Source organism: Rhizobium sp. CB3171 (genome assembly GCF_029714265.1).
Taxonomy (GTDB): Bacteria; Pseudomonadota; Alphaproteobacteria; order Rhizobiales; family Rhizobiaceae; genus Rhizobium.
Genome location: NZ_CP121652.1, coordinates 1,038,071 through 1,059,222, shown reverse-complemented (window position 1 = coordinate 1,059,222; position 21,152 = coordinate 1,038,071). Strand labels below are relative to the sequence as shown.

20 protein-coding genes are annotated in these 21,152 nt (G+C 59.9%); 9 read left to right on the top strand and 11 right to left on the bottom strand.

The genetic code is table 11. The annotated features are described in order from the left end of the window. Positions 1 to 23: 23 nt before the first annotated feature. The 3 genes from prfB to QA648_RS05205 form a co-directional block, all read right to left on the bottom strand. Positions 24 to 1,155 (bottom strand): peptide chain release factor 2 gene (gene prfB / locus QA648_RS05215; protein WP_104822742.1). Its coding sequence is split into 2 segments (ribosomal slippage): positions 24 to 1,085 and positions 1,087 to 1,155, totalling 1,131 coding nucleotides; the frame shifts between segments, so codons are not numbered across the junction. A 126-nt stretch (positions 1,156 to 1,281) separates the two neighbouring features. Then, the gene (locus QA648_RS05210; RefSeq protein WP_104822741.1) at positions 1,282 to 3,747 is read right to left on the bottom strand and encodes a penicillin-binding protein 1A; all 2,466 of its coding nucleotides are present in this window, start codon (positions 3,745 to 3,747) and stop codon (positions 1,282 to 1,284) included. 260 nt (positions 3,748 to 4,007) lie between these two features. After that, a complete protein-coding gene (locus tag QA648_RS05205; RefSeq protein WP_283050059.1) occupies positions 4,008 to 5,222 on the bottom strand; it encodes an N-acetylmuramoyl-L-alanine amidase in 1,215 nt (404 codons plus the stop codon). Between the two features lie 693 nt (positions 5,223 to 5,915). Between QA648_RS05205 and QA648_RS05200 the strand changes: the two genes are divergently transcribed. After that, a complete protein-coding gene (locus QA648_RS05200) occupies positions 5,916 to 8,804 on the top strand; it encodes a ribonuclease E/G (protein ID WP_283050057.1) in 2,889 nt (962 codons plus the stop codon). A 212-nt stretch (positions 8,805 to 9,016) separates the two neighbouring features. On the opposite strand, the gene QA648_RS05195 is transcribed toward QA648_RS05200, so the two are convergent. After that, the gene (locus QA648_RS05195) at positions 9,017 to 10,174 is read right to left on the bottom strand and encodes an aminotransferase class I/II-fold pyridoxal phosphate-dependent enzyme (protein ID WP_283051223.1); all 1,158 of its coding nucleotides are present in this window, start codon (positions 10,172 to 10,174) and stop codon (positions 9,017 to 9,019) included. A 211-nt stretch (positions 10,175 to 10,385) separates the two neighbouring features. Here QA648_RS05195 and QA648_RS05190 point away from each other — a divergent pair, with 211 nt between their 5' ends. The 6 genes from QA648_RS05190 to QA648_RS05165 all read left to right on the top strand — a co-directional run bounded on the left by QA648_RS05190 (position 10,386) and on the right by QA648_RS05165 (position 15,323). Then, the gene (locus QA648_RS05190; protein ID WP_283050055.1) at positions 10,386 to 11,153 is read left to right on the top strand and encodes a DsbA family protein; all 768 of its coding nucleotides are present in this window, start codon (positions 10,386 to 10,388) and stop codon (positions 11,151 to 11,153) included. Positions 11,154 to 11,379: 226 nt separating this feature from the next. Further along, positions 11,380 to 11,817: a type II 3-dehydroquinate dehydratase gene (gene aroQ / locus QA648_RS05185; protein WP_104822737.1), complete on the top strand. Its 438-nt coding sequence runs from the start codon at positions 11,380 to 11,382 to the stop codon at positions 11,815 to 11,817. Positions 11,818 to 11,840: 23 nt separating this feature from the next. Continuing rightward, entirely contained in the window at positions 11,841 to 12,311 is a 471-nt protein-coding gene (accB, locus tag QA648_RS05180; RefSeq protein WP_104822736.1) for an acetyl-CoA carboxylase biotin carboxyl carrier protein, read from the top strand. Between the two features lie 5 nt (positions 12,312 to 12,316). Continuing rightward, on the top strand, positions 12,317 to 13,669 hold the full coding sequence (gene accC, locus QA648_RS05175; protein WP_199773538.1) for an acetyl-CoA carboxylase biotin carboxylase subunit: 1,353 nt from the start codon (positions 12,317 to 12,319) through the stop codon (positions 13,667 to 13,669). A gap of 3 nt (positions 13,670 to 13,672) precedes the next feature. Next, positions 13,673 to 14,296, top strand: a complete 624-nt coding sequence (aat, locus tag QA648_RS05170) for a leucyl/phenylalanyl-tRNA--protein transferase (protein ID WP_283050052.1) — start codon at positions 13,673 to 13,675, stop codon at positions 14,294 to 14,296. A 70-nt stretch (positions 14,297 to 14,366) separates the two neighbouring features. Then, a complete protein-coding gene (locus QA648_RS05165) occupies positions 14,367 to 15,323 on the top strand; it encodes a DUF2167 domain-containing protein (RefSeq protein ID WP_283050049.1) in 957 nt (318 codons plus the stop codon). 166 nt (positions 15,324 to 15,489) lie between these two features. Here QA648_RS05165 and QA648_RS05160 read toward each other — a convergent pair whose 3' ends face one another. Next, positions 15,490 to 15,657, bottom strand: coding sequence for a hypothetical protein (locus QA648_RS05160; RefSeq protein WP_283050047.1), 168 nt, complete (start codon positions 15,655 to 15,657; stop codon positions 15,490 to 15,492). A 34-nt stretch (positions 15,658 to 15,691) separates the two neighbouring features. Here QA648_RS05160 and QA648_RS05155 point away from each other — a divergent pair, with 34 nt between their 5' ends. Continuing rightward, positions 15,692 to 16,330 carry a DUF1062 domain-containing protein gene (locus tag QA648_RS05155; protein WP_283050045.1) on the top strand — a complete coding sequence of 213 codons (639 nt, stop codon included), beginning with the start codon at positions 15,692 to 15,694 and terminating at the stop codon, positions 16,328 to 16,330. Positions 16,331 to 16,412: 82 nt separating this feature from the next. On the opposite strand, the gene QA648_RS05150 is transcribed toward QA648_RS05155, so the two are convergent. The 6 genes from QA648_RS05150 to QA648_RS05125 form a co-directional block, all read right to left on the bottom strand. After that, a complete protein-coding gene (locus tag QA648_RS05150; RefSeq protein ID WP_104822732.1) occupies positions 16,413 to 16,853 on the bottom strand; it encodes a DUF2155 domain-containing protein in 441 nt (146 codons plus the stop codon). Positions 16,854 to 16,957: 104 nt separating this feature from the next. Continuing rightward, the gene (locus QA648_RS05145) at positions 16,958 to 17,356 is read right to left on the bottom strand and encodes an NADH:ubiquinone oxidoreductase subunit NDUFA12 (protein WP_104822731.1); all 399 of its coding nucleotides are present in this window, start codon (positions 17,354 to 17,356) and stop codon (positions 16,958 to 16,960) included. A 105-nt stretch (positions 17,357 to 17,461) separates the two neighbouring features. After that, positions 17,462 to 17,929 (bottom strand): GNAT family N-acetyltransferase, encoded by a 468-nt coding sequence (locus tag QA648_RS05140; protein ID WP_283050043.1) that lies wholly within the window; start codon positions 17,927 to 17,929, stop codon positions 17,462 to 17,464. Positions 17,930 to 17,951: 22 nt separating this feature from the next. Then, positions 17,952 to 18,455, bottom strand: coding sequence for a GNAT family N-acetyltransferase (locus QA648_RS05135; protein WP_283050041.1), 504 nt, complete (start codon positions 18,453 to 18,455; stop codon positions 17,952 to 17,954). A 5-nt stretch (positions 18,456 to 18,460) separates the two neighbouring features. Next, positions 18,461 to 19,966: an Asp-tRNA(Asn)/Glu-tRNA(Gln) amidotransferase subunit GatB gene (gatB, locus tag QA648_RS05130; RefSeq protein WP_283050039.1), complete on the bottom strand. Its 1,506-nt coding sequence runs from the start codon at positions 19,964 to 19,966 to the stop codon at positions 18,461 to 18,463. Between the two features lie 77 nt (positions 19,967 to 20,043). Continuing rightward, on the bottom strand, positions 20,044 to 20,553 hold the full coding sequence (locus tag QA648_RS05125; protein ID WP_283050037.1) for a GNAT family N-acetyltransferase: 510 nt from the start codon (positions 20,551 to 20,553) through the stop codon (positions 20,044 to 20,046). Between the two features lie 299 nt (positions 20,554 to 20,852). On the opposite strand from QA648_RS05125, the gene QA648_RS05120 reads away from it, so the two are divergent. Further along, positions 20,853 to 21,110 (top strand): YjhX family toxin, encoded by a 258-nt coding sequence (locus QA648_RS05120; protein ID WP_104825060.1) that lies wholly within the window; start codon positions 20,853 to 20,855, stop codon positions 21,108 to 21,110. The last annotated feature ends 42 nt before the right edge of the window (positions 21,111 to 21,152 follow it).

Sequence of the window (21,152 nt, the reverse complement as noted above, 5' to 3'; positions counted from 1 at the left end):
CTTCGATCAAATAGATCCTGCTCTTAATCCACGTCGTCCACGACCGCGTCGGCGGCGCCGCTGATGCGGTGCGCGAGGGCAGCTTCCATGAACTCGTTGAGATCGCCGTCGAGCACGTCATCTGGGGCCGTGCTGGCGACGCCGGTGCGCAAGTCCTTGACGAGCTGATAAGGCTGCAGAACGTAGGAGCGGATCTGGTGGCCCCAGCCGATATCGGTCTTCGAGGCGGCTTCGGCGTTGGCGGCCTCTTCCCGCTTCATCAATTCCGCTTCGTACATGCGGGCGCGCAGCATGTCCCAGGCCTTGGCGCGGTTCTTGTGCTGCGAGCGTTCCTGCTGGCATTGCACGACGATGCCGGTCGGGATGTGCGTGATACGCACCGCCGAGTCGGTCGTGTTGACGTGCTGGCCGCCGGCGCCGGACGAACGATAAGTATCGATGCGGCAGTCGCCCTCGTTGATCTCGATCTGGATCGAGTCGTCCACGACCGGATAGACCCAGATCGACGAGAAGGAGGTGTGACGGCGGGCATTGCTGTCATAGGGCGAGATGCGCACCAGGCGGTGAACGCCCGATTCGGTCTTCAGCCAACCATAGGCATTATGGCCCTTGACCAGCAGCGTCGCCGATTTGATACCGGCTTCTTCGCCGTCATGGACTTCGAGCAGTTCCACCTTGAAGCGCTGACGCTCTGCCCAGCGGGTGTACATGCGCAGCAGCATGTTCGCCCAGTCCTGGCTCTCGGTGCCGCCGGCGCCGGAATGGACTTCGAGGTAGGTGTCGTTGGAATCGGCCTCGCCCGAAAGCATGGCTTCCACCTGCCGGCGCGCAGCTTCCGTCTTCAAGCTCTTGAGGGCCTCTTCGGCCTCGCGAACGACGTCGGCATCGCCCTCTTCCTCGCCAAGCTCGATCAGTTCGACATTGTCGGCAAGCTGCTGCTCAAGCGCACGCACGCCGTTGATGCCGTCATCGAGCTGCTGGCGCTCGCGCATCAGCTTCTGCGCTTCGGAGGCATCGTTCCAGAGGGTCGGGTCCTCTGCCTTGTTGTTCAACCAGTCCAGTCGTCTTATCGCCTGATCCCAGTCAAAGATGCCTCCTCAGCAGGCTTATGGCCTGCTTGGTTTCGTCGACTACATTCTCGATTTCCGCTCGCATATTCCTGCTTCTTTATTCGGCCGTTCGATGTGAACTGCTGTTCAATTCAAAGAGTGCTGGTGACATAAATACACATGCCGCGACTGTAAAGCCCCGCGGCACGCTCATTGGACAAATCGACCAGGATCAGAAGAGACCGCCCGCACCTGATGTGACTGCCTGATTGGCCTGCGGCGAGGTCTTCAGAATTTCCTCGGGCGCGACCTGCGCCGAAGCATCGCCGCCGCCGATGACCGTATAGGTGGTCGCCGGGCCGGTGCCGGGCTTGAAGGCTTCCATGATGGCATCGGGATCGCCGGGCTGCGCGGCCATGCCGGTCGCGCGGTTGACGGCCATCATATTCATGCCCGCCGGAACCTGGAATTTCTCCGGCTGCTCATCCTTGGTGGCGGCCTGCATGAACTCGTTAAAGATCGGCGCGGCGATCGAGCCACCGGTCGCGCCGCGGCCGAGTGTGCTCGGCGTGTCGTAGCCGACATAAAGGCCGGCAACGAGGCTCGGCGTAAAGCCGACGAACCAGGCGTCCTTTTCATCGTTGGTCGTACCGGTCTTGCCGGCGACATCGGTGTTCAGCTTGATCTTGCCGGCGGCCGTGCCGCGGATGACGACGCCCTGCATCATCGAAGTGACCTGATAGGCAGTCATCGGATCGAGCACCTGCTCGCGGTTGTCGGCGATGACTGGCTCATCCTGATTCTGCCAATCGCTGACATTGCAGGCGTCGCAGACGCGCTCTTCGTGCTTGAAGATGGTCGCGCCATAGCGGTCCTGAATGCGGTCGATCAATGTCGGCTTGATCTGCTTACCGCCATTGGCGATGACCGAATAGGCGGAAACCATGCGCAGCACCGTCGTCTCGCCGGCGCCAAGCGCCATGGCAAGAACCGGGTTCATGCGGTCATAGATGCCGAAGCGGTCGGCATATTCGGCGACCAGCGGCATGCCCATATCGGCAGCGAGACGCACGGTCATCAGGTTGCGCGAATGCTCGATGGCAAAGCGAAGCGTATGGGCGCCGCCGCCCTCGCCTTCGTAGTTTTCCGGCTTCCACACCTGTCCGTTGCTGAGCGTGATCTGGAGCGGATCGTCAAGAATGACCGACGCCGGTGTATAGCCATTGTCCATGGCCGCCGCGTAAACGAAGGGCTTGAAGGACGAGCCGGGCTGGCGTTTAGCCTGGGTAGCGCGGTTGAACTCCGACTGCGCATAGGAGAAACCGCCGACCATGGCGAGCACGCGGCCGGTATGCGGGTCCATCACGACGAGGCCGCCCTGCACTTTCGGAGGCTGGCGCAGGCGATAGGCGCTCGAATCGGCATCGCCGCTCTTCTGGACATAGATCACGTCACCGGGGTTCAACACGCCGGTCGGCGATTTCGCCGTCTTGCTGCCACCCGCCGAGCGGAAAGCCCAACGCATGTCGGCTACGGCGATCGTACCACGCTTGCGATCGTTCGCGACCTTACCCGCGGCGTCGACACTTGGCTGCAGGCCGATATCGACCGTTTGATCGGACACGGAAAGCACGACGGCGAGCTGCCATTCCGGCACATCACTCAAGGCCGGGATCTTGGCAAGCTCCGGACCCCAATCCTGCGATGTCGCGATCTGCTTGATCGGGCCATGGAAGCCGCGGCGCTCGTCGTAGTCGACCAGTCCGTCCTGCAACGCCTTGCGTGCTTCGATCTGGATCTGCGGATCCAGCGAGGTACGGACCGAAAGCCCGCCCTCGAGGAGGGTTTTCTCGCCATATTGGTCGATCAACTGGCGGCGGACTTCTTCGGCAAAATAATCGGAGGCGAAGAGCGACGGGCCACTCTTTGGCGGCGCAACGCCGAGCGGCTGCTTCTTGGCTTCTTCGCCATCGCTCTGGCTGACATAGCCATTCTCGACCATGCGGTCGATAACCCAGTTGCGGCGGGTCATCGCAGCGTCGGGGTGGCGGAACGGATTGTAGTTGGACGGGCCCTTGGGCAGCGAAGCGAGATAAGCCGATTCGGCAATCGTCAGCTCGTTGACCGACTTGTCGAAATAGGTCAGCGCCGCACCGGCGATGCCATAGGAATTGAGGCCGAAATAGATCTCGTTCAGATAGAGTTCGAGGATCTTGTCCTTGCTGTAGGCCTGTTCGATGCGGAAGGAGAGGATCGCTTCCTTGATCTTGCGGTCGAAGGTCTGGTCGGCCGAAAGCAGGAAGTTCTTGGCGACCTGCTGGGTGATGGTCGATGCGCCAACGAAACGGCGGCCGGAACCGATATTCTGAAGGTTTACGGCGACGGCGCGCATCAGGCCGCCGACATCGACGCCCGGATGATTGTAGAAGTTCTTGTCTTCTGCCGAGAGGAAAGCGGCCTTGACGCGATCGGGAATGGCCTGGATCGGCAGGAAAAGCCGGTTCTCGCGCGAATATTCCTTCATCAAGGCACCGTTGCCCGCATGAATGCGGGTCGTCACCGGCGGCGCGTATTTGGCGAGCACCTCATAATCCGGCAGATCCTTGGAAACGACGCTCAGATAAATAGCCGCCGCCGCCGCCGCACCCAGGAACAGGAGGCAGCCCAGCCCAAAGAAATATCCAATCAGTCTGACCATATTATGCTACCGGTGCTTCTTCTTCATGCGGCGCATGCGCGAGACCATCGCACATTCACGGGCGTTTTGCACGCTCGGGGCGTGAATGCAAGACGGCAACGGCATAAAGCCGTGCGTGCCGACCGCGGCAAACAATACTTTGGTGTAACGGCGGGAATGTGAGCAAAATAGGGCTCACCGCTGGTATTCCTCACTTCATCCCAGCCCATTAGCAACGGCTGTTACATGGAAGACACGAACGGCGCCGCTATTCTACCGTCTCAGCCGCCATTCGCGATGGTCGAAACGCGGTACTGCTGTACCGCATCAGTCAGCCGATCCGCCAATTTCTGCCGCCAATCGGGATCGAGTAAAAGTTTCTCATCATCCTTGTTCGAGAGGAAGCCAAGCTCGAGGAGAATGGAGGGAACATCCGGCGCCTGCAGCACGCGGAAGCCGGCATGGCGATGCGGGTTGTTGATCATCGAGATCTGGCCATTGAACGAGGTGAGCACATCCTGCGCCAGCGAGATGGAAAAAGCCTGCGTCTCACGCCGGGTCAGGTCCATTAGAATATCCGCGACGGCGGCAGGCTGGGCCTGCGTCTCGGCGCCGGCAAGCTGGTCGGAATTGTTTTCGCGGTCGGCGACTTCGCTGGCGAGCTTGTCGGAGGCCTTGTCGGAGATCGTATAGACCGTGGCGCCGCGGATATCCTTCTGCTTCAGCGTGTCGGCATGCAGCGAGATAAACAGTGAGGCGTGATTCTGCCGGGCGATGGTCACGCGCTGCGACAGCGACAGATATTCATCATTGTCGCGCGTCAGGAAAGCCTTGATGCCGGGCTTGGCGTTCAGCTTGTCGGCCAGGAGCTTGGCAAAGGCGAGTGTGATGTCCTTCTCCTGGGTGACGCCATCGCTGGCCGTTGCGCCGGCGTCGATCCCGCCATGACCGGCGTCGACCGCCACGAGGAAGCTGCTCGGATCGGCCCTTTCGATCGGCGCCACCGGACCGACATCCTTTGCAGTGTCATCGTTGGTCCAGCTCTGCTGCTTGATAAGATCCGCAAATTGGCCGGCGGGCAGCATCTCGGCATCGAGCACGAGGCGATGCCCCTTGCCGCTTTCGTCGGGCTGCACCTTAGCCATGACCAGCTTCACCGGCTTGGCCGCCGTCAGCACGATGCGGGCGCTGTCCTCATCCATGGTGCCGTAGCGGATATCCTTGAAGAGGCCGATCGGCTTCAGATCGGCTGCGGGGAAACCGAAGGCGGTTGCCGGAAGGTCGACGATGACGCGTACGGGGTTGTCAAGATAATGGACCGTGAAGGTCGGCTCGCGATCCATATCGATGACGATACGGGTGCGGGCATCGTCGCCGGCGATGCGTGCGCCATAGGCGAGCAATGGATCGGCGGCGGCCATGGCCGTCGCAAGCGGTGAGAGAATCGGAAGAGCCGTCACTGCGAGGGCCACCGCTGCAATTCGCAAAGCCCTCACGCCATTCTCCGTCGCATGCCGCAATCCCTTTAACTATCGCCCACCGCGCCCCATATTGATTTCGACGTTGTTTTTGAAGTCCAAAAATAACGGGAAAACCACGGATGACGCGATAGTGCCGATGTGATGGCGTGCCGGGAGAAGAATCGGAAACGCCGTCCCCGCACCTTCATCATCCGACGAATCCATCAATATTATGGCATACTTGGCTTTCCCCTTGCTATTGTGACAGATAAAACATACAACGCATATTAGGGTAGAAGTGTTGACGGGATAGAGTCGCCGCAAAGGCAGCCGCCTCGAGTACTAGGCGCCATAAGCGGCCGTCATCCGCCGTCTACAGTGCTTCTGCTCCCATACTGGATATCTGAATTTCCGGTTTTGCGCGGGAAATTCATCGGTGGAGAGCCACCAAACGCTCTTTAAAGAGAGCACATTCATCGGACCCGTTTGTTGGGTCTAAGGCATTGTCGATCTCGCTTGGTTACGGATGGTACCGCAGCAGCTTTTTCAAGAAGTGAACAGACCCCGGGGAACTGATGTCCCGGCCGCTGTCTGGCTACTGTCATCGTCATCGCAAAACAACCAATCGCGACTTTCATTATCCGGTGCAGCAATAGTGGAGTGCAACCAGCCTGTCCTAGCGACCGGCCGGCGCCTTTCCGCATGCCGGCGCCGAGGAGCACAGCTTACATGGCAGACAAAATGCTTATCGATGCGTCTCACGAGGAAGAGACGCGTGTTGTTGTCGTTCGCGGGAACCGCATAGAAGAATTTGACTTCGAGTCGCAGCACAAGAAGCAAATCCGCGGCAATATCTATCTCGCCAAGGTGACGAGGGTTGAGCCCTCGCTGCAAGCCGCTTTCGTGGATTACGGCGGCAACCGGCATGGCTTCCTGGCCTTTGCCGAAATCCATCCCGACTACTACCAGATCCCGCTCGCCGACCGGCAGGCGCTCCTGAAGGCGGAAGCCGAAGAGCATCGCCGCGACGACGATGTCGAGCATGTCGAAACGGCGCTCGATCTTTCCCAGCAGGAACAGCCCGACATCGGCATCGTCCAGAAGGACGAGGCGGAAGTCGCGGTGACGGAAGAAGCCCTTGCCCCTGAGGTAGCGGCTGCTCCCGTCGAGGAAGCTCCGGCGAAGAAGGCCAAGCCACGCCGCAGCCGCAAGAAGGTGGTCGCTGAAGCTGCCGCCGAGGAGGCTCCTGCAGCCGAAGCGATCGCAACAGTCGACGCGCCGAGCGAAGACGAAGAAGGCGGACCGTCGGGCGAGATGGCCGCGATGGTCGAAACCGATTCGATTTCCGAGGATGTCGATGTTTCCAAGCGCCGTCACGACGATGACGACGACGATGATCACGACCAGGAAGAAGAAGTAATCGAATCCGTCGGCGCCGAAGACGCGATGGAAGAGGTTCCGGACCGCACGCAGCGCAAGCCGCGCAAGCAGTATCGCATTCAGGAAGTCATCAAGCGTCGGCAGATCCTGCTGGTGCAGGTTGCCAAGGAAGAGCGCGGCAACAAGGGTGCAGCACTTACCACCTATCTTTCGCTCGCAGGCCGCTACTCGGTTCTGATGCCGAACACGGCGCGCGGCGGTGGTATCTCCCGCAAGATCACCAATCCGCAGGACCGCAAGCGCCTGAAGGAAATCGCCAAGATGCTCGAAGTGCCGCAGGGCATGGGCGTCATCCTGCGTACCGCCGGCGCCAACCGCACCAAGGTCGAGGTCAAGCGTGACTTCGAATATCTGATGCGCCTTTGGGAAAACGTCCGTACGCTGACGCTCGCTTCGACAGCGCCTTGCCTCGTCTACGAAGAAGGCAGCCTGATCAAGCGCTCAATCCGCGACCTTTACAACAAGGATATCGGCGAGATCATCGTTGCCGGCGAAGAAGGCTATCGTGAAGCGAAAGACTTCATGAAGATGCTGATGCCGAGCCATGCCAAGGTGGTTCAGCCCTATCGCGACATCCATCCGATCTTCTCGCGCTCCGGCATCGAGGCGCAGCTCGACCGCATGCTGCAGCCGCAGGTGACTTTGCGCTCGGGCGGCTACCTGATCATGAACCAGACGGAAGCGCTGGTTTCGATCGACGTCAACTCCGGCCGCTCGACGCGCGAACACTCGATCGAGGACACCGCGCTCCAGACCAATCTGGAGGCTGCCGAGGAAATTGCCCGCCAGCTTCGCCTGCGCGACCTTGCCGGCCTGATCGTCATCGACTTCATCGACATGGAAGAAAAGCGCAACAACCGCGCCGTCGAGAAGAAGCTGAAGGAATGCCTGAAGAACGACCGCGCCCGCATCCAGGTCGGCCGTATCTCGCATTTCGGCCTTCTGGAAATGTCGCGCCAGCGCATCCGCGCTTCGGTTCTCGAAAGCACGACGCAGATTTGCTCGCATTGCGGCGGCACCGGTCACGTTCGCTCGCAGTCCTCCGTTGCGCTGCATGTTCTGCGCGGCATCGAGGAATACCTGCTGAAGAACACGACGCACGATATCACCGTGCGTACGACGCCGGACATTGCGCTCTATCTGCTCAATCACAAGCGTCAGACGATCGTCGATTACGAAAACCGCTTCGGCGTCGCCATCGTCATCGGCGCGGACAATGCCGTCGGCACGCAGCATTTCGCGATCGACCGCGGCGAGCCGGTGGAAAATCCGGTGAAGATCGAATCCCTGTTCAACTTCGCCGCCATTCCGGAGGATGATGACGACGATATCGTCATCGAGGCAGATGAGGACGAAGACGAAGAGCTCGAAGAAAAGGCCGCTAGCGTCGAACAGCAGCCCGCAGCGCGCTCCGAAAACAATGATGGTGGCCGCAAGCGCAAGCGCCGCCGCCGCCGTCGCGGTCGTGGCGGTGACGCCCAGGTCGCTTCTGAGTCGGCCGATGCATCCCGCGAGGAAGGCGATGACGAAGCGGACGAAGGCGACGAGGACGATACCGGCAGCAGCGGCGAAGTCGCGGCCGTGTCCAGCGATGATGGCCAGCAGAAGCGCAAGCGCCGCCGCCGCGGCAAGCGTGGCGGGCGTCGCAATCGCGACGGCGAAGGCAACGAATTAGCCGCCGGCGGTGAAGCCGGTTCGGACGAAGGCGCTGACGATGAGGATGACGGCGAAAGCGATGTCGCTGTAACCGTTGCCGATATCGCGGTCGCCGAAGGCGAAGCCGCCGTCGAAAGCCAGCCGGCAATGGCGGCTGTCGAAACCGCGGCCGTCGTCGTTGAAGACGTGAAGCCCGCCAAGAGCCGCAGCCGCCGCAAGCCGAAGGCGGAAGCATCGCCTGTCGAGGTACCGGTCGCTGAAGAAGTGTCCGTGATCGACGCCGAGGCTGAAACGGTTGCCGAAGTTGCCGGCGATCTCGACAAGGCCGCCGAACCGGTCGCCGCTGAGGAGCCCGAAGTGATCGAGGCCGCGGCCAAGCCAGCTCGCGCCAACCGCGAGTCGAACGTCTCCTCCTCCGAGCCGGTGGTCAAGTCCACCCGCACCAGCGAGGGCGGCGACGGCGATGGCGAGCCGACCAAGCCGAAGAAAGCCGGCTGGTGGCAGCGCCGTGGCTTCTTCTGAACGCTGCTGTTCGGAACGAAATAAACAAATCCGGCCGTGGCAACGCGGCCGGATTTTTGTTTTGGAAGACGGCAAGCAACCGCGGCCGATGATCGGCATTTCCGCGAATTGAGGCGCATTTCAGCGGATAGGGTGGAATTGCCGCGGAGGACGGAGTGATCTCCGTTCGGTGCAAATCTTCAAAACTCGCCGTAAACCTCTGATCGAAGAGCCTATTTCAGCCACGCCGCCATGCGTTCTGCCGCTTCCTCGATCTCCGCCTTCGAGCCGGCATAGGAGATGCGCATCGCGCGGTGCCCCTCGATCGGATCGAAATCGAGGCCTGGTGTGGCGGCGACGTTGATTTCGGCCAGCATCTTGCGGGCGAAGGCCATGCTGTCGTTGGTAAAGCGGCTGACATCGACATAGGCGTAGAAGGCGCCGTCCATCGGCGACGCGATGGAAAAGCCGATTTCGGGCAAACGGCGCATCAGGAAATCGCGGTTATGGCGGTAGCTTTCGCGGTAGACGTCCAATTCGGCCCCTGCCCCGAGTGCTGCGGCGGCGGCGATCTGCGAGAGCTCCGGCGCCGAAATGTAAAGGCTCTGAGCAACGCGCTCGATCGGGCGCACCAGGCGCTCCGGCAGCACCATCCAGCCGATGCGCCAGCCGGTCATGCAATAATATTTCGAGAAGGAATTGATGATGATGGCCTGATCGGTCAGTTCCAGCGCGCTCGTCTCTTCGCCGACGAAGGTCAGTCCATGATAGATTTCGTCGGAAATGAAAGCGATCGAACGGTCGGCACAATAATCGGCAAGCGCCTTCAGCGCCGCCCTGCCCGTCACCGTGCCGGTGGGATTGGCGGGGCTTGCAAGCAGTACGCCCTTCAGCCGCTTGCCGCTGGCCGCTTGCGCCGCCTCCAGGCTTTCCGGCGTCAACGTGAATTGCGTTTCGGCGGTGACGGGCACTTCGACGACATCGAGCCCGAGAGCAGCAAGAATATTGCGATAGGCTGGATAGCCGGGCCTTGCGATGGCGACGCTGTCGCCAGGATCGAACAGCGTCAGAAAGGCAAGATTGAAGCCCGCCGATGAGCCGGTGGTGATCGCGATCCGCATGGGATCGATGCTCAGCCCATGGCGAACCTGGTAATGACCGGCTAGCGCCTGTTTCAGCGCCAGCGTGCCCAGTGCGTCCGTGTAGCCGATGCGTCCGTGCCCGAGTGCCACGCGTGCTGCCTCAAGTGCTGCCTTGGGCGTCGGATGCGACGGCTGGCCGACGGCCATCGAAATGACGGCATGCCCCGCCTGACGCCGACGGGTCGCCTCCGCCAGCACATCCATGGCGTGGAAGGGTTCGACATCGCTGCGTTTGGATAGGGAAAACAAGGTCAATTCTTTCTCGGATCGGATTAAAGCCAGACAATTGCCGCAATATTAGCCTGTTCACAATCCCGCGATTGCGGCTTTGTCGTGAAAATTCCTGTTTCTGGAAATAAGCATGCACCGTAAATTGCCGATACAAATTTCGGGATTTTAACCTGGTGGTGATATCCCGAACCGGACGATGAGTCTCAGCACCTACTCAAACGAGGACCCAATGACCCTGCTTTCCAAAACCCTGCTGGCCGCCTCAGCGATCGCCATTGCCGCGTCGCTTGCAGTGGTTCAGCCCGCGGCCGCGCTGGATGACCAGCAGAAGAAGGAATTCGGGGAGTTCATCAAGGAATACCTCGTCGAGCACCCGGAAGTGCTGTTGGACGCGCAAGCGGCGCTTGAAAAGAAACAGGACGAGGCGCGCCTCGCTCAGTCGGCCCAGGCTGTTACCCAAAATAAGGATGCCATCTTCAATTCCAAGGATGACGTTACGATTGGCAATCCGAAGGGTGACGTCACCGTGGTCGAGTTCTTCGACTATAATTGCACCTATTGCCGCCATGCGCTCCCCGACATGGACGCGCTGCTCAAGCAAGACCCGAATGTGCGTTTCGTGCTGAAGGAATTCCCGATCCTCGGACCGGATTCGGTTGCCGCGGCACGGGTTTCCGATGCGTTCCGCAAGCTTGCGCCGGAAAAATATGCTGAATTCCACCATGCGCTGCTTGGAAGCGACGGCCGCGCATCGGAAGACAGCGCCATCGAAGTTGCGACCTCGCTCGGCGTCACTGACGCGGCAATTCGCGCTGAAATGGCCAAGAGCCCCAATAGCGATTCGATCAAGGCCACGTACCAGCTCGCCACCGATCTCAACGTCACCGGCACGCCGGCCTATGTCATCGGCAATGAGGCGATCTCCGGCGCGATCGGCATCGACGCCATTCAGCAGAAGATCGCCAATGTCCGCAGTTGCGGCAAGACGAGCTGCTGAACCGTGGCAATGTCTGCGCCGCGCATCTTTCAGGATGCATAAAGGACACAGTGGCGCCTCAGAAGATGTATGAGCCTTTCCGAAGTCGAGCCGATTTCAGGCCTATGCGTAAAATCGCCAAAATCGGGGCGTTTCCACACCTAGACACGCGCAACCTACGTCCTGGGGGCTTTCCTACGCGCCCTCGGGAGTCTATAGGTTGCGCTGCACTTTGACGGAACCTCTGATGGCGCAAACCATTTTCGTCCTAAACGGACCCAATTTGAATGCCCTCGGCAAGCGCGAGCCGGGCATCTATGGCGGCAAGACGCTCAAGGATATCGAAGCCGACTGCAAATCTGTGGGCGAAAGCCTTGGCTTTGTCGTCGACTTTCGCCAGAGCAACCATGAAGGCGTGCTAGTCGACTGGATGCACGAAGCCGGCGACGTCGCCGCCGGCGTCGCCATCAACCCCGGCGCCTATGGCCACACGTCGATCGCGCTTCATGATGCGATCCGCGCCATTTCCATTCCGGTGGTGGAGGTTCATATCTCCAACATCCACGCACGCGAAGAATTCCGGCACAAATCGATGATCGCGCCCGCCGCCAAGGGCATGATCTGCGGTTTTGGGCCCCACAGCTACATCCTGGCGCTGCATGCGCTGAAATCCATCACGCAATAACAAGAATACAGGGCTAAACATCCATGGCTGACAAGAAATTGGGTATCGACCAGGCGCTGATCCGCGACCTCGCCAATATTCTCAATGAGACCGATCTGACCGAGATCGAAGTCGAGCAGGAAGATCTGCGCATCCGCGTATCGCGCGCCGGCACGACTCAATATGTTCAGGCACCGATCGCAGCACCCGCCTATGCCGCAGCAGCTCCTGCCGCCGCTCCCGTTGCAGCGGCCGCACCTGCCGGCAAGTCGCGCAATCCGGACAACGTCGTCAGCGCGCCGATGGTAGGCACGGTCTACATGGCACCCGCGCCAGGCGCTGCCGCTTTCATCGAGGTCGGCGCCTCCGTCAAGGAAGGCCAGACGCTGCTGATCATCGAAGCAATGAAGACGATGAACCAGATCCCCGCGCCCAAATCCGGTATTGTGACCGAAATCCTCATTCAGGATGGACGCCCGGTCGAATACGGCGAAGCCCTGGTCGTCATCGAGTAGGCCCCATGCCCATGATTTCGAAGATTCTCATAGCCAATCGCGGAGAGATCGCCCTTCGTGTGCTGCGCGCCTGCAAGGAGCTCGGCATTGCGAGCGTCGCCGTGCATTCGACCGCCGACGCCGACGCGATGCATGTGCGCCTGGCGGATGAAAGCGTGTGCATTGGCCCGCCGCCGTCGCGCGAGAGCTATCTCAACATCCACCAGATCGTCGCGGCCTGCGAGATCACCGGTGCCGACGCCGTTCATCCGGGCTATGGGTTCTTGTCGGAGAACGCCAAGTTCGCCGATATTCTCGAAGCACATGGCATCACCTTCATCGGCCCGACGGCGGATCACATCCGCATCATGGGCGATAAGATCACCGCCAAGACGACGGCGCAGCAGCTCGGCATTCCCGTCGTTCCCGGTTCGGACGGCGAAGTGAAGACCGAAGCGGATGCGCTGAGGACCGCGAAGGAAATCGGCTATCCCGTGCTGATCAAGGCGACCGCCGGTGGCGGCGGACGCGGCATGAAGGTGGCGCGCACGGAAGCCGATGTACTCGAAGCCTGGTCGACGGCGCGCACCGAGGCGGCAGCCGCCTTCGGCAATGAATCCGTCTACATGGAAAAATATCTCGGCAAGCCGCGCCATATTGAAATCCAGGTATTCGGCGATGGCGAAGGCAATGCCGTGCATCTCGGAGAGCGCGACTGCTCGCTGCAGCGCCGCCACCAGAAGGTCTGGGAAGAAGCCAATTCACCGGCGCTCAACGTCGAGCAGCGGATGAAGATCGGCCAGATCTGCGCCGACGCCATGAAGAAGCTGAAATATCGGGGCGCCGGCACGATCGAATTCCTCTATGAAAACGGCGAGTTCTATTTCATCGAAATGAACACCCGCCTGCAGGTCGAGCATCCGGTTACCGAAGCGATCACCGGTATCGATCTCGTGCACGAACAGATCCGTGTGGCCTCGGGCGGCGGTCTTTCCGTGACGCAGGAAGACGTGCATTTCCACGGCCACGCCATCGAATGCCGCATCAATGCCGAGGACGCGCGCACCTTCGTGCCCTCGCCCGGCACGATCACGCATTTCCACGCACCGGGCGGCCTTGGCGTTCGCATCGATTCGGGCGCCTACCAGGGCTACAGAATCCCGCCCTATTACGACAGCCTGATCGGCAAGCTGATCGTGCATGGCCGCACCCGCGTCGAATGCATGATGCGCCTGCGCCGCGCGCTGGACGAATTCGTGGTCGATGGCATCAAGACCACGCTGCCTCTGTTCCAGGATCTGGTTTCCAACCAGGATATCGCCAATGGCGATTACGATATCCATTGGCTGGAAGACTATCTGGCGAAAGGTTCGGCTTAACCTATGGCAGGGCCGCGCGGCAGAAATCCTGGCATTACTCCGGAAATTCTGCTGCGCGCCTATTCCATCGGTCTCTTCCCCATGGCGGAATCGGCTGACGATCCGGAAATCTTCTGGGTCGAACCCGAACTGCGGGGCGTGCTGCCGCTCGACACTTTCCACATTTCGAAAAGCCTGACGAAAACGATCCGTCGCAAGCCCTTCGATATTCGTTTCAACACGGATTTCGATGCCGTTATCGCCGCCTGCGCTGAGCAGACCAGCGGCCGGCCAAGCACCTGGATCAACAAGACCATCAAGTCGCTCTATTCGACCCTCAACCATATCGGCCATGCGCACTCCGTTGAGGCTTGGGAGGGCAGCAAACTGGTCGGTGGGCTCTATGGCGTATCGCTAGGCTCGGCCTTCTTCGGGGAGAGCATGTTTTCACGCCGCACCGACGCCTCGAAGATCTGTCTTGTCTATCTGGTCGAGCGGCTCAAGCAGCGCGGCTTCACCCTCCTCGATACTCAATTCACCACCGAGCATCTGAGGACATTCGGCGCGATCGACGTGCCAAAGGATCAATATACAAGGATGCTCGAGAAAGCGATGGAATCGCCCAATCTGAGCTTCTCCAACGGTTGAGAACCCACGTACATACGTTGATCTAAACCAGAAATCCGCTACGTTCGGCACAACAGCCGGGGGTAGTATCTTGAAAACATATCTTGCAATCGCCTTTCTCGCCGCACTGGTCGCAACGCAGGCCGAGGCCAAATCCTTTCACGACATGTTCGGCACTGACGCGCCCGAGGGCGGCGCAGGAGCCATACTGAAGACCATCGACTTCCAGCAGGGACCGATCAAATTGCCCGGCGCCAATGCGACGCTGAACGTTTCCGATCAGTTCTACTATCTCAATCCGGCCGATACACGAAAAGTACTGGTTCAGCTTTGGGGCAATCCGGGCAATGCCGCCGAAGGTACGCTCGGCATGATCTTCCCGGCGAAATATGCGCCGACGGATCAGCGTACCTGGGGTGCGGTCGTCGAATATGACAATGGCGGCCATGTCTCCGACGATGACGCCGCGTCGACAGACTACAACGCGTTGCTGAAACAAATCCAGGACGCGATCAAAGGAGACAATCCCGAACGCGAGAAGCAAGGCTACCCTTCGATCACTCTGGTCGGCTGGGCTGAACCACCGCACTATGACAAGGCAACCCATGCACTCCACTGGGCGCGCGACCTGGTCTTCGGCAAGGACCCCAGTGGTCCGCATACGTTGAACTATTCGGTGCGCGTGCTCGGTCGCGAAGGCGTCATGGAGCTCGATTTCGTAGCCGGCCTCAACCAATTGCAGGAAATCAACAATGCCATCCTGAATGTTATCAACACCGTGCAATATGACAGCGGCAAGCGCTATGCCGACTTTGTCAACGGCGACAAGATCGCCGCCTACAGCATGGCGGGAATGATCGCGGCCGGTGCCGGCGTGAAGATTGCAGCAAAACTCGGCTTTCTGGCCGTCGTCCTCGGCTTTTTCAAAAGCTTCGGCGTTGCGCTCCTGGCACTGAAGAAAGGGCTGATCGTCGTCATCGCCGGCATCGCCGCCCTGGGGCGCAAGATTCTTGGCCTGTTTCGCCGGGATAAAAGCACCGACGCTTGAGCGCGGTCCGGCCGGCTGGTGTAGCGAAAGGCCGTTGGCCTTTCCCGTGCGTCAACGGCTTCAAATCCGCGTTTTAATCTGCTAACGCTCGTTTGAAGAGCGTTGGTGCATTGAGGTTCCACTTTGCCGTCGTAAATACCGGTCTCATCCAATTTCACCCCGTATGTCAGGGCAGCGTCATCGCCGCCGGATGTATGATCATGTTCATCGGGTGGTGGCCTGAGACCGGTTTGGCATTGTTGAAATGCGCCATGCGCAGCCATTGCTGTCTCAGCTCTTCAGCCGTCCGAAACATCGCCACGCCGCGCCCGTAATGGGCTTGTCTTACCGCCAACTTGGTGAACTTCCGAACGGAAGACCAAGACGGTATGTGCAACAGTCTCAAGGTCCGATGGACCATCAATCCTCGAACTGCCCCTCAGCCATGGATCGCCTGCAGCGGATGCGGCTGCCCCAAGCCCTTCAAGTCCAGCGGCAAGATCAGGCTCAACGCCAACGGCAAGAAACTCGACGCCTGGCTCGTCTATAAATGCGTGGACTGCGACAAGACATGGAACCGGACGCTCTTCGAGCGCCAGACCATTCGTGATCTTGATCCGCTTGTTCTGGAAGCGCTGCAAGGCAACGATTCCGACTGGATACGAGCCAGAGAATTCGATCTCGATGCGCTGCGGCGCAAGACCCAACGCATCGACGAGTTTGCCGATGCAGATGTTGAAAAAGAGATGCTGAGCGAACCGGATCGCTGGACGATGCTGGAAATCGATCTGGCGGTTACGCTTCCTTTCAACGTCCGTCTCGATCGCCTGCTTGCCTCTGAACTCAACGTCTCACGCTCCCGGCTTCAGGCTCTGCACGAAGACGCGAAACTTCGGGTGCATACGGATCGCGCCGATGCGATGCGGCGTAGGATCAAGAATGGCTCATGCATCGTCATCGATCTCTCCGACGAGGCCGATCGACATTTGATCTGGAAAGCCGCCGTTTTGGGCAAAGAAATCGGCTGACCGGATGCCGCAGGATTGCTCGCGACGGACTGACCTTCGCGCGCCAATCTTGCGGCATTGCCTATGTCTGAAGAGGAATATGTTACTTGGCGCCGGCGCTATCCGGCGGCGGGATGTCCGACTTCTGCTTGCACTCTTTCAGCCAGACGTCATAGATCGGATGTTCAACGGCGTTGAGGCCCGGGCTGTCGGCGAACATCCAGCCGGTGAAGATGCGGCGGATGCGGCGGTCGAGGGTGATCTCGTCCACCTCGACAAAGCCGTCGACCTTCTGCTGCTCGGTATCGTCACGGGAATAGCAAGCCTTCGGCGTCACCTGCAGCGCGCCGAACTGCACGGTCTCGTTGATGTAGACATCAAACGTGGTGATGCGGCCGGTGATCTTGTCGAGTCCGGAGAAGACGGCGACGGGGTTGGAGATGCGGGCAGCCTCGGCGGACGGCGGCAAAAAGACGCCCGCAGCAAAGGCAAGCGCCACTCCCGATATCGCACGCAAAGAAGCGCTCCGCGTGAAAAACGTCATATCCGCCAATCTCCGCTTGGTCTCGGTCAAAGCGCCGAGCACGAGCCGGCAAGTTCTGCGCCTAAAGGCCAATTGTGGCCAAAGGACGGGCCGGCCCTCTAGGCTCAGTTGCCGGGCGTCCAGGCGTCGTAATCGCCGGTCACGCGCGGACGTTCGCCGGCAACGGACAGCGAGCCGGGCGGACGATAGGCCTGCGGCGAACCGGTCGGATTGGCGCGGTGCGCCTTCTGCCATTCCTTGGCGACGTAATTGTCCTTGGTCGGCGGAACGTCGGTGCGGTGATGCATCCAGCCGTGCCAGCCCGGAGGAATAGCGGACGCCTCGGCATAACCCTTGTAGATCACCCAGCGCTTCGGAAGGCCGTAGGAGGACATGCCGCCCTCGTAGTAGACATTGCCGAATTCATCCTCGCCGACGCGCTTGCCGAACCGCCAGGTCGCAAAGCGGGTGCCCATCGTCTGACCATTCCACCAAGTGAAGGTTTGCACGAGTAAATTCCACATGTCTTTATCCTTGTGCCCGTTGGGAGCAGGCGAAACCAGAATTCGATCGTTTGCTTATGCCGTCTGACAAACGGATTGTCCAGAGATTCGCATGGGAAACGCGCTTCATTTCAAGGCCATCTTGAAGCCGAGATGGCTCGGCTTGAAACCCAATCTCTCATAGAAACGATGGGCATCCTTGCGAAGGGCGTTCGAGGTTAGTTGCACGAGCCGCACGCCGCGGCCTTTTGCCTCGGCAATGCAAAAATTGATCATCATGGCACCGATCCCCTGCCCGCGCAGATCGCTCCGCGTCTGGACGGCCTCGATGATCATCGACGAGGAGCCGCGGCCGGTCAGCGATGTCGTGATCATGGTCTGGAACGTGCCGACGACCTCGCCCGCCAGCTCGGCGACATAGAGCGCCTGATCCGGCGAGGATTGGATGGTCCGGAAGGCGCGGAGGTAATCGTCATAGGCGGCGGGATCGGTGGTATCGCCGTGACCGCCGAGAGCATCGGCGGCGAAGAGGGCGATTAAGAAGCCAAGATCCGTCTCTCGGGCTTCGCGGATCAGCAGGTCAGTTCCAGTCATCGCCAACATCTTCTGATCCACTTTAGTGGCTTGCCAGCCGCTTCTCAAACACCAGCGCCGGAATACCCGACTGCCCCGGGCCAGCATTCTCGTTGCGGCCGACCTCGGTGAAGCCGTGGGCTTTGTAGAAGGCGATCGCTTCGGCATTTTCTGGCTCGACGTCGAGGCGCATGACCTCGGCGTTCGGAAAGCAGGTTTCCAGCTCGGCGAAGATGTCGCGGCCGATGCCGTTGCGTTGCAACGAGGGACGGACATAGAGCATGTGCAGGAGAACGGTCTTGGTCATCTGCTCGGACATGACGGCATAACCCATGCCGCCAATATCCTCGCCATTATCAGCGACTAGGAACTCGGATTGCCGCTTCGCCAACCGCGCTTTCAGCTTGGCCGGCGAAAGCAGAAACTCGATCAGTTCATTGACCTTCGCCGCGCCGTAGTGCCGATCATAGGCGGCATGCCAGGTTTCTACGAGAAGGTCACGGACCTTCCCGAGATCCTGTTCGCCGGCCGTGCGGACGAAATACACGGCGCCTATTCCTCTTCGATGCCGAGCTTGGCCTTGACGAGGGCTTGTACCGCCTGCGGATTGGCCTTGCCGCCGGTCGACTTCATCACCTGGCCGACGAACCAGCCGGCAAGCGTCGGCTTGGCCTTGACCTTGGCGACCTGATCCGGATTGGCGGCGATGATCTCGTCAACCGCCTTCTCGATGGCGCCGGTGTCGGTGACCTGCTTCATACCGCGAGCTTCGACGATCTCCATGGGATCGCCGCCTTCGGTAAGCACGATCTCGAACAGGTCCTTGGCGATCTTGCCAGAGATGGTTTCGGCCTTGATCAGGTCGATGATGGCGCCGAGCTGGGCGGGCGAAACCGGAGTCTCCTCAATGGTTTTGCCGGTTTTGTTCAAGGCGCCCAGCAAGTCGTTGATCACCCAGTTTGCTGCGATCTTGCCATCGCGACCGGCAGCGACGGCCTCGAAATAATCGGCAATCGCCTTTTCCGAGACAAGCACGGAGGCATCGTAGATCGAGAGACCGAGCTCGCGGACGAAACGCTCCTTCTTGTCGTCAGGCAGCTCCGGCAGATCGGCTGCGAGTTCCTCGACGAAAGCGTCGTCGAATTCGAGCGGCAGCAGGTCCGGATCGGGGAAATAACGGTAGTCGTGTGCATCCTCCTTGGAGCGCATGGAGCGGGTTTCACCCTTGTTCGGGTCGAAGAGGCGCGTTTCCTGCTCGATCACCCCACCGTCTTCCAAAATACGGATCTGCCGGACCGCCTCGGCCTCGATCGCCTGTCCAATGAAGCGGATGGAGTTGACGTTCTTGATTTCGCAGCGTGTGCCGAACTCGCCGCCCGGACGACGGACAGAGACATTGACGTCGGCGCGCATGGAACCTTCATCCATATTGCCGTCGCAGGTGCCGAGATAGCGCACGATCGAACGCAGCTTGGTCATATAGGCTTTCGCCTCGTCGGCCGAGCGCATGTCCGGCTTGGAGACAATTTCCATCAGCGCCACGCCGGAACGGTTGAGGTCGACATAGGACATGGTGTTGTGCTGATCGTGAAGCGACTTGCCGGCGTCCTGCTCCAGGTGCAGGCGCTCGATGCCAATCTCGATATTCTCGAACTGGCCCTGGCGATCCGGACCGAGCGAGATGACGATCTTGCCTTCGCCGACGATCGGGTCCTTGTACTGCGAGATCTGATAGCCCTGCGGCAGGTCCGGATAGAAATAGTTCTTGCGGTCGAAGACCGAGCGCTTGTTGATCTGAGCCTTCAGGCCGAGGCCGGTGCGCACGGCCTGCCTGACGCATTCCTCATTGATGACCGGCAGCATGCCGGGCATGGCGGCATCGACCAGCGAGACATTGGAATTCTGCGGCTTGCCGAACTCGGTCGAAGCACCGGAGAAGAGCTTGGATTTGCTCAGCACCTGGGCATGGACTTCCATTCCGACAATAACTTCCCAATCGCCGGTGGCACCGGGAATGAAGCGCTTCGGATCTGGCGTACGAACGTCGACAATGGTCATGAGAGGCTCTTGAAATGCTGTTCTTCTGAACTTTGTGAGGTAGAGCAATTGGCGGTGCGGCGCAAGACTTTCAGCACCTATAAGCCCGCGCCATACGTCCCGTCATCGCTATCGAGCAGTGCTTTCGAAAGTCCGACCGTCGGTACGTCGCGATCGAGCTTCGGAGAATAGTCGACGGAGAGCCAATGAATGGCATAGCCATGCGCCTTGAAGAATTCGATCGCATTGCTGTTTTCGGCGTGGGTCTGCACCGCGATCTTCTCCAACCCCTGCTCCCGAACATCCTTTTCGATCTGCGCCAGCAGCGCCGAACCAAGTCCCTGCCGCAGATGATCGGGATCGATCCAGAAATCGGAGATATTCTCGTCCAAGGCTTCACGGGCTGCCCAACCGGCAACCACTCCGTTCAGCTCCACGACCGTGATCGTCAGCCAGGCGCCGCGGGTGAAGTTCGAGAAGGCTTCGCTGGCACTTTCGAGCAGCGCGTCCGTGCCGCCGATCGACCCCATGGCCGCCTGCCATGAGCGCAGGCCGATATTGGCCAATATCTCCATCTCTCCTTCGTGCGCGTTGCGAATGTGGATCATCAGGCCCCCGCCGTTTTCAGCAGTAAAACACCGGAAAAGGGCTTTTTCCAGCCACCAAATGAGAACGGGCGCTGGATGGCGGCCTATGTTTAACGAGGGTGAAACTTGACCGGCGGGTACAACCTGCTTTAGATATGGCGCATCAATGGAGTCTTGATGTCCACCTTTTCTCAGACCCGGTAAAGGCCCCGCCCGCAAGTCTTCTTGCGCGCTGGGCCCGAAACGAAGCCCCGACTTTCCGCAAGGGAATGTCGGATCGTTTTGTCGCGCCTTACGGCGCTTTCCGGATCTTGAAAACCATGGATATTTCGCGCGCCGAACAGCGCATCCTGCATTTGCTCGCTCAAGGCGGGCGCATTGAAATCAACCGCGCCGAAAACAAGAAGATCGAGACGGTCCGCTGCTTCACACGCGACGGCTGGCTCTATCCCGGCTTCGGCCTCGATCTCTTCCGCAAACTCAAACGCCTAAGAGCCATCAAATCCTCGGGCGGTCATCCTTATCAGATTACCGAACAGGGACTGAGGCTAGTGAGGGCGCAGTTGGATAATAGGTAAAACTGACGAAAGTGGAGCCCTTGTCAGGCTCCACTTTATCCT